This is a genomic window from Streptomyces sp. NPDC058469, assembly GCF_042721125.1.
In the GTDB taxonomy this organism is placed as follows: Bacteria; Actinomycetota; Actinomycetes; order Streptomycetales; family Streptomycetaceae; genus Streptomyces.
Genome location: NZ_JBHXME010000064.1, coordinates 40,202 through 54,420, shown reverse-complemented (window position 1 = coordinate 54,420; position 14,219 = coordinate 40,202). Strand labels below are relative to the sequence as shown.

The following is a 14,219-nucleotide window of genomic DNA, read 5'->3' as shown; positions in this document are numbered from 1 at the left end:
CTGCTGCCCTGTGGCCCGTGGGGCAACGTCGTCCGCATGATCCCGCCGCTGATCGTCGACGCGGGCGCGATCGACGAAGGGCTGCGCGCCTGGTCGACAGCCGTCGCGGCGGGCACCGCCGGATGACCGACGCCCGCTCCCTGGTCGACCTGCTGGCCCGGACCGCTCCGGGCCTGGAGGTCGACACGGGGGAGGGGCGGCGCGCCGCGTACGCGTACGACGCGTCCAACTACCGGGTGCCGCCCCTCGCCGTCGCCTTCCCGCGTTCCGCCGAGGACGTGGCCGCGCTCGTACGGGCCTGCCGCGACCTGCGCGTCCCGCTCACCGCGCGCGGGGCGGGCACCAGCATGGCCGGCAACGCGATCGGACCCGGCGTGGTCCTCGACTTCTCCCGCCACCTGAACAAGGTCGTCGCCGTCGACCCCGACACCCGCACCGCCGTCGTCGAACCCGGCGTCGTCCTCGACGACCTCCAGCGCGCCGCCGCACCGCACGGCCTGTTCTTCGGCCCCGACCCGTCGTCCCACAGCCGCTGCACCCTCGGCGGGATGATCGGGAACGACGCGTGCGGCAACCACTCGGTGCGCTACGGCCGGACGGTCGAGCACGTCGAGGAGCTGGAGATCGTGACGGCCACGGGCGTGCGTGCGGTCGCCGGAGTCGGGGGACTGCGCGCCGTCGAGAGCGAGGACGCGGCTGAAATCGCCGCCCTGGACGCCGAGTTGACGCGGCTCGTCGACGCCAACCTCGCCGCCCTGCGCACCGAACTCGGCCGCATCCCCCGCCAGGTCTCCGGCTACCAGCTCCACCACCTCCTGGCGGAACACGGCAGACACACCGCCCGCGCCCTGGTCGGCACCGAGGGCACCTGCGCGGTCGTCACCCGCGCGACCGTACGACTGCACCCCGTGCCCGTGGCCACCACGCTGCTCGCGCTCGGCTACCGGGACGTCGTGGACGCCGCGTCGGACGTCCCGGCGATCCTGCGTCACCGGCCCACCGCGGTCGAGGGTATGGACGAGGCCATCGTCGCGACCCTCCGCCACCGACGCGGCCCGCAGGCCGTCACCGGTCTGCCCGAGGGTGCCGCCTGGCTGTACGTCGAACTCGACGGCACCGACCAGGCCGACGCCGACGCGCGGGCCGCCGACGTCCTCTCCGAACTCCGCGCGGGGGAGCGGATGGTGGCGGGCCGCGTCATCGACGACCCGGCCGAACGCCGTTCCCTGTGGCGCGTGCGCGAGGACGGCGCCGGACTCGCCGCGCGCCTCGTCGACGGCGGCACCTCCTGGCCGGGCTGGGAGGACGCCGCCGTCGACCCGCACCAACTCGCCGACTACCTGCGGGACTTCCGTACCCTCCTCGCCAAGCACGACTTCACCGGCGTGCTCTACGGACACTTCGGCGCGGGCTGCGTCCACGTCCGCATCGACTTCGACCCCGCGACGGCCGAGGGCGCCGCCGCCATGCGCACCTTCCTGACGGAAGCCGCCGCCCTGGTCGTCTCGCACGGCGGCACCCTGTCCGGCGAACACGGCGACGGCCGCGCCCGCAGCGAACTCCTCGCCACCATGTACAGCCCGCGCATGCGGGCCGCGTTCGCCTCCTACAAGCGGCTGTACGACCCCGACGGCATCCTCAATCCCGGGGTGATCGTCGACCCCGCCGCCGTCGACGCCGACCTCGCGCTGTACCCGATCAACTCCCGTGCTCCGGTCAACTCCCATGAGCTGCAAGGGGGTTTCACCTTCCCCGACGACCCGGGCGGCCTCGCCGAAGCGGCGAGCCGGTGCATCGGCGTGGGGCGTTGCCGCAGCGACACCGGCGGAGCCATGTGCCCCAGCTACCGCGCCACCCACGACGAACGCGACTCCACGCGGGGCCGCGCCCGGCTGTTGCAGGAGATGCTGCGCGACGGCCCCGGCACGGTCATCACCGACGGCAGCCGCTCGACGGAAGTACTGGACGCCCTCGACCTGTGCCTGTCCTGCAAGGCCTGCGCCGCCGACTGTCCGGTGGGCGTCGACATGGCGACGTACAAGTCGGAGTTCCTGCACCGGCATTACCGGCGCCGACTGCGCCCGCTCAGTCACTACAGCCTGGGCTGGCTGCCCTGGTGGGCGGCGCTGGCCCGCTGGTTCGCCCGTCCCGTGAACGCCGTACTCGGTGGGCCGTTGGGTCGACTGGTCGCACGGCTCGGCGGAGTGACCACCGAGCGCGCCCTGCCGCGTTTCGCCCGACGCCGTGACCTCCCGGCACACCTGCCCCCGCAGCCGGAGACCCCGGCCGCCATCCTGCTCGTCGACTCCTTCACCCGGGCCTTCCGCCCCGACGTGGCCGGAGCCGCCGCCCGCGTCCTGGCCGACGCCGGTGTCCCCGCGACCGCGCGCGACGGGCTGTGCTGCGGGCTCACCTGGATCAGCACCGGCCAACTGGGCATCGCCCGACGCGTGTTGACCCGTACCGTCGAACGACTCGACGCCGAGGGCGAGTTGCCCATCGTCGTGCCCGAACCGAGCTGCGCCGCCGCGCTCCGCCACGACGCACCCGCACTCCTCGGCACGGACGCCGCCCGCCGGGTCGCCGCGCGCATCCACACGTTCTCCGGCGCGCTGACCGAACTCGCCGACGCCGACTGGAAACCCGCCACCGTCCCCGACCGCGTCACGCTCCAGACCCACTGCCACGAGTACGCCGTCTTCGGCGAGACCACACAGAGCACGCTGCTGCGCCGCCTCGGCGTCGGACACGTCGACGAGGCGAACGGCTGCTGCGGCCTGGCCGGCAACTTCGGCTTCGAGGCGGAGCACTACGACACCTCGATGGCCGTCGGCGCTCTCGCCCTCGCCCCGAGACTCGCCGCGCTCGACCCGAACGCCACCGTCCTTGCCGACGGCTTCAGCTGCCGTACTCAGGCGGCCCATCTGAGCGGCCCCGACGGGCCGCAGGCCCGGCACCTGGCCCAACTGCTCGACCCGAACCCGTCCGGAGGCACCCGCTGATGACCACCACCCCGTCCACGTCTGTCGTCGACACCGTGTCCGTCGTCGAGACCGTTCCCAAGCAGCTGTTCATCGGCGGGAGTTGGCAGGACGCGGCCGGCGGCGGCCACTTCGCCGTGGACGACCCGGCGACCGGTGAGCGGCTGTGCGAGGTCGCCGACGCCTCGCCCGTCGACGGGCGACGCGCCCTCGACGCGGCGGTGTCCGCGCAGGATGCCTGGGCGGCGACCGCGCCCCGCGCCCGCAGTGAAATCCTGCGCCACGCCTACGAGATCATCCTCGAACGGCGTGAGGAACTCGCCCTGTTGATGACCTTGGAGATGGGCAAACCCCTCGCGGAGGCGCGCGGCGAGGTCGGCTACGCGGCGGAGTTCTTCCGCTGGTTCTCCGAGGAGGCGGTACGGATCGAGGGCGGGTTCACCCGGACCCCCGACGGAGCCAACCGTGTCCTGGTCATGCGGCAGCCGGTGGGCCCGTGCCTGCTGATCACGCCGTGGAACTTCCCGCTCGCCATGGGCACCCGCAAGATCGGTCCCGCGATCGCGGCGGGCTGCACCATGGTTCTCAAGCCCGCCCCGCAGACCCCGCTCTCCAGCCTGGCCCTCGCCGGAATCCTCACCGAGGCAGGCCTCCCCGAGGGTGTGCTCAACGTCGTGACCACGACGGACGCCGCCGGGGTGATCGAGCCCCTGCTGCGCGGCGGAGGCGTGCGCAAACTGTCCTTCACCGGCTCAACTCAGGTCGGGCGGCTGCTCCTTGCCCAGTGCGCCGACACCGTCGTCCGCACCTCCATGGAGCTGGGCGGCAACGCGCCCTTCATCGTCTTCGAGGACGCCGACCTCGACCGGGCCGTCGAGGGCGCCATGCTCGCGAAGATGCGCAACATGGGCGAGGCGTGCACCGCGGCAAACCGCTTCTTCGTGCACCGCGCGGTCGCGGACGCGTTCGCCGCTCGGCTCGCCGAGCGCATGGCCGCCCTCGCCGTCGGTCCCGGTACCCAACCCGGCTCGCAGGTCGGCCCGTTGATCGACGCCGCCGGCCGCGCCAAGGCCGACGGTCTCGTCCAGGACGCCGTGACACGCGGAGCCAAGGTACTGACCGGCGGCGAAGTCCCGGACGGGCCGGGCCACTTCTACCCGCCGACGGTGATCACCGGGGTCCGCGCGGACGCGGAGCTGATGCGGGCGGAGATCTTCGGCCCGGTCGCCGCGATCCTCACCTTCGACACCGAGGACGAGGTCGTCCGCGCCGCCAACGACACCGAATGGGGCCTGGTCGGCTACCTGTTCACCCGCGACCTCGACCGCGCCCTGCGCGTGGGGGAGCGGCTGGAGACGGGCATGGTCGGCATCAACACCGGCCTGGTGTCCAACCCGGCCGCGCCCTTCGGCGGCGTCAAGCAGTCCGGTCTCGGCCGCGAGGGCGGACGGGTCGGCATCGACGAGTTCCTGGAGTACAAGTACCTCGCCATCCCCGTGGTTCCCGTGGCGGCGGACGGCCGTGGCTGACCGGCTCGTCGTCCTGCACCAGGGCACCCTGCCGCCGAACGCCGAGCACATCGAAGCTCTCGCGGACACGGTGTACGCCACCGAGGAGGAACTGCCGCTCCTCCTGCCCGGTGCGGACATCCTCCTGTGCTGGCACTCCATCACCCCTGCGGTCGCGGCGAGTTGGCCGAAGGACCCGGCCCTGGCCCCCAGTTGGGTCCACGTGGCCGCCGCAGGAGTGGACTCGCTGCTCTTCCCGGCACTGGTCGACCACCCGGACGTCGTGCTCACCAACTCCCGGGGCGTCTACGACCGTGCCATCGCCGAATACGTCCTCGGCCTGATCCTCGCCCTCGCCAAGGACTTCCCCGGCAGCTGGGAGCACCAGCGGCGCCGCGAGTGGCGGCCCCGCGACAGCGAGCGCATCGGCGGCCGTACGGCACTGGTGTGGGGGACCGGGCCCATCGGCCGTGCCGTCGCCCGCATGCTGCGCGCCGTCGGTATGCGGGTGTGCGGCGCCGGGCGCACCGCACGCGCCGACGATCCCGACTTCGGGACGGTGCACGAGGGCGCGGGCACGAGCCTGCGGACCGCGTTGGCCGACGCGGACTACGTGATCCTCGCTGCCCCGCTCACTCCGGCCACCCGCTGCATGGTCGACGCGTCCGTCCTCGCCGCGATGAAACCCGGGGCCCGGCTGGTCAACGTCGGCCGGGGCGGCCTCGTGGACGAAGAGGCGCTCGTCAAGCACCTCGCGGACGGACGCCTGGCCGGAGCCGCCCTGGACGTCTTCGCACAGGAGCCGTTGCCCGCCGGCTCACGGCTGTGGGACATGCCCGGCGTGATCGTCTCCCCGCACACGGCAGGTGAAGTGACCGGCTGGCGGGCGCAGTTGGCGGATCTGTTCCTGGAGAACCTCAGGCGCAGGGCGGAGGGCCGGCCGTTGCGGAACGTGGTCGACAAGGAGAAGGGCTACGTCAGGGACCCAACCGCCATGGAACCGTGCTGAGTTCGGGTGCCGGCGGTCACCGCGCGGGCTCACCCTCCCATGCGCCGCCCGGTGATCTCCGCAGCCGTGTCCGCCACCAACCGCCCCCATTCGGGGAGCCGTTCGGCCTCGTACCGCGAGTCCGGCATGGAAATGGCCACGGCGGCGAGGGGCGTGCCGTTCTCGTCGAGGATCGCGGCGGCCAGCGCGCACACGTCCGGCCGGTACTGGTTGCGGTTGACCGCGTAGCCGTCGGCCCGCACCCGCTCCAGGTCGGCCCGCAGTCGGTCGGGTTCGGCCGGTGTGGACTCGCTGTAGCTCTCCAGTCCGCGCTCGATCAGCTCGTCCACGTCGGCCCTCGGCAGATGGGCGAGGATCGTGCGGCCCGTGGCGGTGGCGTGCAGCGGTGAGGTGTCGCCGATGGTGTGGAACGTCCGTACCGCGTGATCGCAGTCCACCCGGTCCACGACCACCATGCACTGCAGCGCGTCCGGGACCGAGAGGTGGATGGTCTCGTTGACCGCGTCCCGCAGCCGGATCATGGGTTCCCTCGCGGCTGCGAACAGGCTCGATCCCTGGAGCGCCGCCGGCCGTACGGCCAGCACCCGGGCGCCGATCTCCCAGCGCGTGGTGTCCTTGCGGTTGGCCCGCAGCCACCCCGCCTCGTTCAGTGTGACCAGCGTGCGCTGCACGGTCGACTTGGGCAGTCCGAAGAGCTTGGTCAGTTCCCCCACCGTCACCGGCTGGTGCTGGGCCACCGCCTCCAGGATGCGCAGTGACCTGGTCACGCTCTTCATTTCCATCTGGTTTCCCCCTGTTAATCCTGCGAATGGTCTGACGACAACCTCTTGACCCCCGTCAACGGCACTGCCATTCTCGTGCCAGATTCTAGCACAGCGTGCCACATTGTGGCACGGCCTCCGAGGAGAGGACCCCTTCGTGGCAGCCAGTAAGCGTGTCGCCGTCGTCGGCGTCGGAACGATGGGCAGCCAGGCCGCCTGGCGCCTGGCGGCCCGCGGTGCCGAGGTCGTCGGGTACGACCGCTTCGCCCCGGGTCACGACCGTAGCGCGGCCGGCGGCGAGACCCGGATCTTCCGCAGTGCCCACTTCGAGGACTCCCGCTACGTCCCGCTGCTCAAGCACGCCGACACCCTGTGGGAGGAGCTCCAGCGCGAGACCGGCCGCGAACTGCGCCGCCTGACCGGCTGCCTGCTGATGGGCCCCACGGAACACCAGCAGATGGCGACCGTCCTTCAGTCCATCGCCGAGCACGGCCTCGACCACGAGGTCCTCGACGCCGAGGCGCTCGCCAAACGCTTCCCGCAGTTCCGCATCGAGGACGGCGACGCGGCCGTACTGGACCGCCACGCGGGCTTCATCCGGCCCGAGTTGACGATCCAGAGCGCCGCCCGCCGCGCGGAGCAACTCGGCGCCCGCATTCACCGCTACACACCGGTCCGCGAGATCGTGCCGGTCACGGGCGGCGTGGAGATCCGCACCGACACCGGCACGGAGCTCTTCGACACGGCCGTGGTCACCGTCGGCCCATGGGTGAACGACCTGCTGCCCGGCCTGCCGTGGGAGGTGGACATCAGGCGGCTCATCAACGCCTGGTACGTGCCCACCACCGACGACTGGTCCGGCGAGGAGCGCCCGGCCTTCATCCGTACGGCGCCCACCCACTGCTACGGCCTTCCCTCCCCGGACGGCGTCTCCGTCAAGCTCGGCCTGTCCCGCGCCCTGCACCGCCCGGCCGGCGACCCGAACCGGCTCGACCGGACCGTGGAGCCGGGGGAGTTGGACGTCTTCACCGAACTGCTGCGCCGGTACATGCCCGACCTGAACCCCGACCCGGTCCGCCTCTCCGTGTACATGGAGGGCTACACCGAGAGCAGCCGCCCGCTCGTCGGCCCGCTGCCCGGCAACGACAACGTGGTGCTCCTCGCCGGGTTCTCCGGCCACGGCTTCAAACTCTCGCCCGCCATGGGCGACATCGCCGCGGACCTCGCACTGGACGGCGCCTCGTCGCAGCCCATCGACTTCATCTCCACCCTCGACCGAGCGGAGGCGTGACAGCCATGACCAACGACCACCTGTCCGTCGGCACTCTGCGCGCCACGCCCGGCGCCAAGACCCGCGGCACCGTCCCCGCAGACCTGGGCACCCTCACCGTGGACCTCCCCCTGACCCTGGTCAACGGCGCCCACTCCGGCCCCCGTGTCCTGATCACCGCGGGAGTCCACGGCGGCGAGTTCACCGGGATCGACGCCGCCACCCGCCTCGCGTCGCTCCTCGAACCCGGCCAGGTGCACGGCCAAGTGATCGTCTGCCCCGTCGCCAACCCCCCGGCCGTCTACCAAGGACGGCTCGGCGTCTCCCCGCTCGACGGCGTCAACATCAACCGCGTCTTCCCCGGCGACCCCGACGGCGGCCCCACCGAACGGCTGGCCGCCTGGCTCTTCGCCCACCTGCTGGACGGCGCCGACGCCTACGTCGACCTGCACGCCGGCGGCATCGACGAGGTCCTGCGGAACTTCGTCGGCTACCGCCTCACCGGCGACGCCCAACATGACCTGAGGACAGCCGAGTTGGCCCGCTCGCTCGGCATCGAGGACGTCATCCTCGGCCTCGACGCCACCGGCGGCAACAGCCACGCCGCCGCCGCCCGCGCGGGCGTCCCGGCGATCCTCGTCGAGACCGGCCAGCTCGGCGAACGCGACGCGGACACGGCCGCCCGTCTCGTCGACAGCATGTGCGCACTGCTGCGCGGACTCGGTGTCATCGAGCCGGAGGACACGGCCGACGAGCCCGCCGCCGTACGCGAATGGGTCTGGGCCGCAGGCGTCACCGCCGAGCAAACCGGCCTGTGGTACCCGGAGTTCACCGCCGGCGACGACGTGACCGAGGGCCAGGTCATCGGCCACGTCATCGACCCGGCCGACGGCCAGGAACACAAGGTCCACACCCCGGCCGGCGGACGCGTCTTCTACGGCATGCACGGTCTGACCGTCGCCCCCGGCACCGAACTCGCGGCCATCGCCGTCCCCCGGCCCCCGGCCATTGACGCCGGGGCCCCGTAAGGGGCGCGGGGAACTGCGCGACAAGCCCCCACCGACCGGCACGGAAGAAATCCACCCCAGCCATCCCCACTCATACGCGCGGTCCCCTTTCAAGTCCCCCTCACCCCCACTCCGCAAGGGGCGCGGGGAACTGCGCGACAAGCCCCCACCGACCCGCACTGAAGAGAACCACCCCAGCCACCCCACCCGCACCGAAGTGAGCCCCACCCGCACAACCTGCCCCTCATCACGTACCGCACCACCAGGAGGCCCCCGGTGAGAGATGTCCGGATAGACCGCAGAGTGTTCCTGCGCGGAGTCGGCGGCGTCGCCGCAGGCATCGCAGCCACCTCGCTCACCGCCTGCGGCACCGGCACCAGCCGGTCCGTCGACAGCGGCGGCAAGAGCTCCAAGACCCTCGTCGTCCGCAACAGCGGCGGCACCTACGGCGACGCCAACCAGAAGGCGGTCTACGAGCCGTTCACCAAAGAGACCGGCATCCAGGTCAAGGTGGTGAACATCGAGTACGCGCAGATGCTCGCCCAGATCAAGCAGGGCCGCCCCCAGTTCGACGTCATCGACGACTCCATGGCCGACTTCGTGCTCTTCAAGCAGCAGGGCGCCACCCAGACACTGGACTACGACCGGCTGAAGAACTCCAAGAACGCCGGCATCGCCAAGTCCCTGCTCACCACCAACGCCGTCGGAAAGAACTACTGGGCCAGCGTCATGGCGTACCGCACGGACGCCTTCGGCGGGAAGAAGCCGACCTCGTGGGCCGACTTCTGGGACACCAAGACGTTCCCCGGCAGCCGCGCGCTGCAAGCTCTGGACGCCGACCTGCCCGAGCTGGAGTTCGCCCTCCTCGCCGACGGCGTGGACCCGGACAAGCTGTACCCCCTCGACGTGGACCGGGCTTTCAAGTCCCTCGACGCGATCAAGTCACACGTCAAGAAGTTCTGGGACACGGGCGCCCTGCCCGGCGTACTCCTCGGCCGCGAAGAGGTCGTCGCCTCCAGCGTGTGGCACGGCCGCCTCGACGCCCTCATCAAGCAGGGCTCCCCGCTCGCCTACCAGTGGAACGGCGCCCGCCGCCAGAGCAACGGCCTCGCCATCCCCAAGGGCGCCGCCAACCTCGACGCCGCCTACCAGCTCATCGACTTCTCGCTGCGGCCCGAAGTGCAGGCCGCCTACGCGGAGTTGTACCCGATGGCCCCGACCGTCCCCGCCGCCTACAAGAAGCTCTCCACGACCACCGCCGCCAACCTGGCGGGCTCCGCAGCCCACTTGGAGTCCGGCTTCGACCTGGACGTCGAGTGGTGGATCAAGAACCAGGACGCCGTCTCCAAGCGCTGGCAGGAGTGGTCGCATGCCTGAACTGGACGTGAAAGCCCCGGTGACCACCCGGTCGCCGGACGCCGGCACCGGAAAACCCTTGTCCGTGACCGGACTTCGCAAGACATACGGCGGTGTCACCGCCGTCGACGAGGTATCCATGGAGATCGCGGCGGGCGAGTTCGTCACCTTCCTGGGATCCTCCGGCTCCGGCAAGACCACCACCCTGATGATGATCGCCGGGTTCTGCGAACCCGACTCCGGCAGCATCGTCGTGGGCGGCCGAGACGTGACCCGGCTGGCCCCGCAGAAGCGCGGCCTGGGCTTCGTCTTCCAGCAGTACCTGCTCTTCCCTCACATGACGGTCTGGGACAACGTCGCCTTCCCGCTCCAACTGCGCGGCGTACCCAAGGCGGAGCTGCGCCGCAGGGTCGGCGAGACGCTGGAGATGGCCGGGCTGAACAGCATGACCGGCCGCCGCCCGCGCGAGCTGTCCGGCGGCCAGCAGCAGCGCGTCGCCCTGTGCCGGGCCCTGGTCTACCGGCCGCCCGTGATCCTCATGGACGAACCGCTCGGCGCCCTCGACAAGAAACTCCGCGACCAGCTCCAGACCGAGATCAAGCGCATCCAGCGCGAACTCGGCCTCACCGTCATCTATGTGACGCACGATCAGGAAGAGGCCCTCGTCCTCTCCGACCGGATCGCGGTCATGCGGGACGGCCGCATCGACCAGTTCGACACCCCGAGGGAACTCTTCGAGGTCCCGCGCACCCCGTTCGTCGCGGACTTCCTCGGCGCCGCCAACTTCCTTGCGGGCAGCGTCGAGGAGCGCACACCGGAGCACACACTCGTACGGCTCGACACGGGCGGTCTGCTGAAGGCCCGCCCCCTGACGAACGGGTCCGGCGGGCGCGTCCGGGGCGCGGTCCAGCCCGGCCGGATCGCCCTGTGCCCGGCCGACCACGGCTTCTGCACCGGGACCGTGGAGACGGTCACCTACGTCGGAACCCTGGTGCGTGTCACGGTCCGCCCAGCCGGCGGCGCGGACGCCGACGTCGTACGGCTGGAGCTGCCGGCCGGACGGGCCCCGGCGCCTGGTGAACGCGTCGGTCTGACCGCCGAGCCGTCCGACGTCAGCGTGTTCCCCGACACGGAACACGGGGGATGAGCATGGCCGGAACCGCCCTCGCCACGAAGCCGCAGCCCGCGCCCACCTCCGCACCCGGCCGTCTGCGCCGCGCGCTGGCCGAACGCCGCACCCGCTACGGCCTGTTGAACGCCGCACCGGTCGTCGTCTACCTCCTGATCCTCTTCGTCTACCCGATCTTCAGCACCCTCCTCCTCAGCCTCAAGGGCGAGGAAGGCGGCTGGACCCTGCACTGGTACGCCGACGCGTTCCAAGGGGCCAACCTGGAGATCCTGCTCACCACCCTGCGGATCTCCGCCGAGACCTCCCTGCTCAGCCTGGTCATCGGCTTCCTGCTGGCCTCCGCGGTCACCCGGCTGAAGCCCCTGTGGGCAGGTCTCGTGATGCTGGTCGTGGTCGTCCCGCACTTCATCAGCGCGCTGGTGCGCACCTACGGCTGGATCATCCTGCTCGGTGAACACGGCGTCGTGAACAACGTCCTGACGGACCTTCACTTCCCGGGCGCACCCTTCCAGTTGCTCTACAACGAGGTCGGCGTCGTCATCGGCACCACCTCCGTGATGCTCCCGTACACCGTCCTCCTCCTGTACGCGGTAATGCGCGGCGTCGACCGCAGGCTGCTCGCCGCGGCGGCCAGCATGGGCGCGGGACGGATCACCATCTTCCGTCGCGTCTACCTGCCACTGGTCGCTCCCGGACTGGTCAACGCCGGAGTGCTCTGCTTCATCCTCTGCCTCGGCTACTACCTCACCCCGGCCCTGATGGGCGGCCCGAAGCAGACCATGGTGGCCTCGCTCATCGACGACCAGGTCATGAAGCAGAACCAGTGGAACGGCGCCTCCGCACTCGGCATCATCCTGCTGCTGCTCACCTTCGCGGGCCTGCTGCTCCTGCGCCTGCTGAAGTCGGCGGGCGAGGCGTACCGGAAGCGGGGTACGGCATCATGATCGGCCTCCGTTCCACCCTCGCCGGACGCATCAGCCTGACCGTCTTCGCCACGCTGATCCTGCTCTTCCTGGCCCTGCCGATCGTCGTCATCGTCGTCACCTCCTTCGGCAACGACGCCTTCGGCTCCTTCCCGCCCCACTCCTGGACCCTCGGCTGGTACAAGCAGTTGTTCGCCGACGGCAGCAAGTGGCCGGCCGCCCTCTCCCTGAGCGCCCTGGTCGCCGCCCTGACCACGGTCTTCTCCCTCACCCTGGGCGTGACCGCGGCGACCGCGCTGGTGCGCAGCGAACTGCCCCTGCGCACCGCGGTCTACGGCCTGGTCCTCGCCCCGCTGGTGATTCCCCAAGTCGTCATCGCGCTGGGCCTGTTCCTGCTCTTCGAGCCCGCCTCGATGCTCGGCAGCCCGATCGCCATCGCCCTCGGACACACCGTGCTGGCCTCACCCATCGCCGTGATGATCCTCATGGCCACACTGAAGGGCATCGACGAACGGCTGGAGGACGCCGCGGCCAGCATGGGCGCCGGCCGGCTCACCGTCGCCCGGCGCATCACCTTCCCGCTGGCCATGCCCGGACTGGTCGCCGCCGCCGTCTTCTCCTTCATCACCAGCTTCGACGAGTTCTTCATCTCCCAGTTCCTGTCCTCCGTGGACACCGTGACCCTGCCGGTCCAGGTGTTCAACGTCCTCCAGTACGACGTCGACCCGTCCGTGACGGCCGTCAGCGCGCTCCTCATCGCGGTCGCCGTCGTGGCCCTCGCACTGGTCGGCGTGGTGCGCCGGCTCGGCGGCTCCGGCAGGCAGGACGGTCTGCTGCCGACGGAGACCACCGTGGGCCTACCCGCCGGAAACGAGACCTGATGACCACCAGTACCACCCGCACCTCGTCAGGCGAGCTGTCGGCCTCCGCGTCCCGACACCTGCTGCTGAACATGACCCCCAACGGATCGGTCGGCACCGACGGCGACAACCTCTTCGTCGTACAGCGCGGCGAGGGCCCCTACGTCGACGACGCGGACGGCAGACGCTACATCGACGGCCTCTCCGGCCTGTACTGCTGCCAGCTCGGCTACTCCTACGCGGCCGAGTTCGCAGAGGCCGCCGACCGGCAGCTGCGCGAACTGTGCTTCAGCCCGCTCTGGTCCTCCTCCGCCCACCCGACGGCCATCGAACTCGCCGAACGGCTGTCCCGGATCGCGCCCGTCGACATCGAGCACACCTTCTTCTCCGGCGGCGGCGCCGAAGCCGTCGAGACCGCCTGGAAGATCGCCCGCAAGTACCACGCCCTGCGCGGCGACACGGGCCGCACCAAGGCGATCTCCCGACGCGGCGCCTACCACGGACTGACCGTCGGCACCCTGTCGTTCACCGACGACCCCGGCCTCAAGGAGCCCTACGGCCCGCCCGCGATCGAGACCCGGTTCGTGTCCCACACCAACCGCTTCGGACTACCGGGGGAGTTGGCGGACGACACCGCCTTCACCGCCCGTCTGCTGCGCGAGCTGGAGGACGCGATACTCGCCGAGGGCCCGGAGACGATCGCCATGCTGATCGCCGAGCCGGTGCAGAACCGAGGCGGTTGCATCACCCCGCCCGAGGGCTACTGGCCCGGCCTCAGGACCCTCGCCGACCGCTACGGCTTCTTGCTCGTCGCCGACGAGGTGATCACCGCGTTCGGCCGGCTCGGCGAGTGGTTCGGCGGCGACCGTTACGGCGCCCGCCCCGACATGGTCACCGTCGCCAAGGGCATCACCGCCGGCTACGCCCCCATGGGTGCCACCCTGGTCGGCACCAAGGTCACCGAGGTCCTCAACCGCCCCGGCGCGGTCCTCAACCACGGCTACACCTTCGGCGGACACCCGCTGAGCGCGGCGATCGCCCTGCGCAGCCTCGACATCATGGAACGCGACGGGATCCTGGACAGCGTCCGCGCCCTCCAGGACCACCTCGCCACCCGCATGACGTCCCTCGCGACCCTGCCCATCGTCGGCGACGTCCGCGGCGCCGGCTTCTTCTACGCCTGCGAACTCGTCGGCGACCTCGACGACGGCGGCTTCAGCGACACCGCCCGCGCCGCACTCGTCGCCGACCTCATCCCGCGCCGACTGCGCGAGGCCGGCCTCCTGGCCCGCGTCTACAACCGCGCCGCCCCGCTGGTCCAGATCGCGCCCCCGCTGATCAGCGACCGCGGGCTCCTCGACCGTATCGCCGACATCATCGCGGACACCCTCGACGAAGCGTCCGCCCGCCTGTGA

11 protein-coding genes are annotated in these 14,219 nt (G+C 71.2%); 10 read left to right on the top strand and 1 reads right to left on the bottom strand.

The annotated features are described in order from the left end of the window. The first annotated feature begins 122 nt into the window (after positions 1 to 122). The 3 genes from ACFWP5_RS26080 to ACFWP5_RS26070 are packed head-to-tail and all read left to right on the top strand — an operon-like array spanning position 123 to position 5,498. A complete protein-coding gene (locus tag ACFWP5_RS26080; protein WP_384161200.1) occupies positions 123 to 3,002 on the top strand; it encodes an FAD-binding and (Fe-S)-binding domain-containing protein in 2,880 nt (959 codons plus the stop codon). After that, complete coding sequence (locus tag ACFWP5_RS26075; RefSeq protein WP_384161198.1) at positions 3,002 to 4,510, top strand: NAD-dependent succinate-semialdehyde dehydrogenase; 1,509 nt, start codon at positions 3,002 to 3,004, stop codon at positions 4,508 to 4,510. The genes ACFWP5_RS26080 and ACFWP5_RS26075 overlap by 1 nt, the downstream gene beginning before the upstream one ends. Further along, positions 4,503 to 5,498, top strand: coding sequence for a D-2-hydroxyacid dehydrogenase (locus ACFWP5_RS26070; RefSeq protein WP_384161195.1), 996 nt, complete (start codon positions 4,503 to 4,505; stop codon positions 5,496 to 5,498). Before ACFWP5_RS26075 ends, ACFWP5_RS26070 begins: the two co-directional genes overlap by 8 nt. 29 nt (positions 5,499 to 5,527) lie before the next feature. On the opposite strand, the gene ACFWP5_RS26065 is transcribed toward ACFWP5_RS26070, so the two are convergent. Then, a complete protein-coding gene (locus ACFWP5_RS26065; RefSeq protein ID WP_384161208.1) occupies positions 5,528 to 6,274 on the bottom strand; it encodes an IclR family transcriptional regulator in 747 nt (248 codons plus the stop codon). A gap of 142 nt (positions 6,275 to 6,416) precedes the next feature. Here ACFWP5_RS26065 and solA point away from each other — a divergent pair, with 142 nt between their 5' ends. From solA to ACFWP5_RS26030, 7 genes are all read left to right on the top strand, one after another. Beyond that, positions 6,417 to 7,550, top strand: a complete 1,134-nt coding sequence (solA, locus tag ACFWP5_RS26060; RefSeq protein ID WP_384161192.1) for an N-methyl-L-tryptophan oxidase — start codon at positions 6,417 to 6,419, stop codon at positions 7,548 to 7,550. Between the two features lie 5 nt (positions 7,551 to 7,555). Beyond that, positions 7,556 to 8,557, top strand: coding sequence for a succinylglutamate desuccinylase/aspartoacylase family protein (locus tag ACFWP5_RS26055; protein ID WP_384161190.1), 1,002 nt, complete (start codon positions 7,556 to 7,558; stop codon positions 8,555 to 8,557). A 255-nt stretch (positions 8,558 to 8,812) separates the two neighbouring features. Next, positions 8,813 to 9,913 (top strand): ABC transporter substrate-binding protein, encoded by a 1,101-nt coding sequence (locus ACFWP5_RS26050; protein WP_384161187.1) that lies wholly within the window; start codon positions 8,813 to 8,815, stop codon positions 9,911 to 9,913. Then, complete coding sequence (locus ACFWP5_RS26045) at positions 9,906 to 11,039, top strand: ABC transporter ATP-binding protein (protein WP_384161184.1); 1,134 nt, start codon at positions 9,906 to 9,908, stop codon at positions 11,037 to 11,039. Before ACFWP5_RS26050 ends, ACFWP5_RS26045 begins: the two co-directional genes overlap by 8 nt. Continuing rightward, positions 11,036 to 11,965 carry an ABC transporter permease gene (locus ACFWP5_RS26040; RefSeq protein ID WP_384161181.1) on the top strand — a complete coding sequence of 310 codons (930 nt, stop codon included), beginning with the start codon at positions 11,036 to 11,038 and terminating at the stop codon, positions 11,963 to 11,965. Before ACFWP5_RS26045 ends, ACFWP5_RS26040 begins: the two co-directional genes overlap by 4 nt. Continuing rightward, positions 11,962 to 12,825, top strand: a complete 864-nt coding sequence (locus ACFWP5_RS26035) for an ABC transporter permease (RefSeq protein ID WP_384161178.1) — start codon at positions 11,962 to 11,964, stop codon at positions 12,823 to 12,825. Before ACFWP5_RS26040 ends, ACFWP5_RS26035 begins: the two co-directional genes overlap by 4 nt. Further along, entirely contained in the window at positions 12,825 to 14,219 is a 1,395-nt protein-coding gene (locus ACFWP5_RS26030) for an aminotransferase class III-fold pyridoxal phosphate-dependent enzyme (protein ID WP_384161174.1), read from the top strand. Before ACFWP5_RS26035 ends, ACFWP5_RS26030 begins: the two co-directional genes overlap by 1 nt.

Excerpts from the sequence above, each read along its gene's own strand:
- ACFWP5_RS26075 (WP_384161198.1), top strand. The coding sequence starts at position 3,002 with ATGACCACCACCCCGTCCACGTCTGTCGTCGACACCGTGTCCGTCGTC.
- ACFWP5_RS26055 (WP_384161190.1), top strand. The coding sequence starts at position 7,556 with ATGACCAACGACCACCTGTCCGTCGGCACTCTGCGCGCCACGCCCGGC.
- ACFWP5_RS26035 (WP_384161178.1), top strand. The coding sequence starts at position 11,962 with ATGATCGGCCTCCGTTCCACCCTCGCCGGACGCATCAGCCTGACCGTC.
- ACFWP5_RS26040 (WP_384161181.1), top strand. The coding sequence starts at position 11,036 with ATGAGCATGGCCGGAACCGCCCTCGCCACGAAGCCGCAGCCCGCGCCC.
- ACFWP5_RS26080 (WP_384161200.1), top strand. The coding sequence starts at position 123 with ATGACCGACGCCCGCTCCCTGGTCGACCTGCTGGCCCGGACCGCTCCG.
- ACFWP5_RS26045 (WP_384161184.1), top strand. The coding sequence starts at position 9,906 with ATGCCTGAACTGGACGTGAAAGCCCCGGTGACCACCCGGTCGCCGGAC.
- ACFWP5_RS26065 (WP_384161208.1), bottom strand. The coding sequence starts at position 6,274 with ATGAAGAGCGTGACCAGGTCACTGCGCATCCTGGAGGCGGTGGCCCAG.
- ACFWP5_RS26030 (WP_384161174.1), top strand. The coding sequence starts at position 12,825 with ATGACCACCAGTACCACCCGCACCTCGTCAGGCGAGCTGTCGGCCTCC.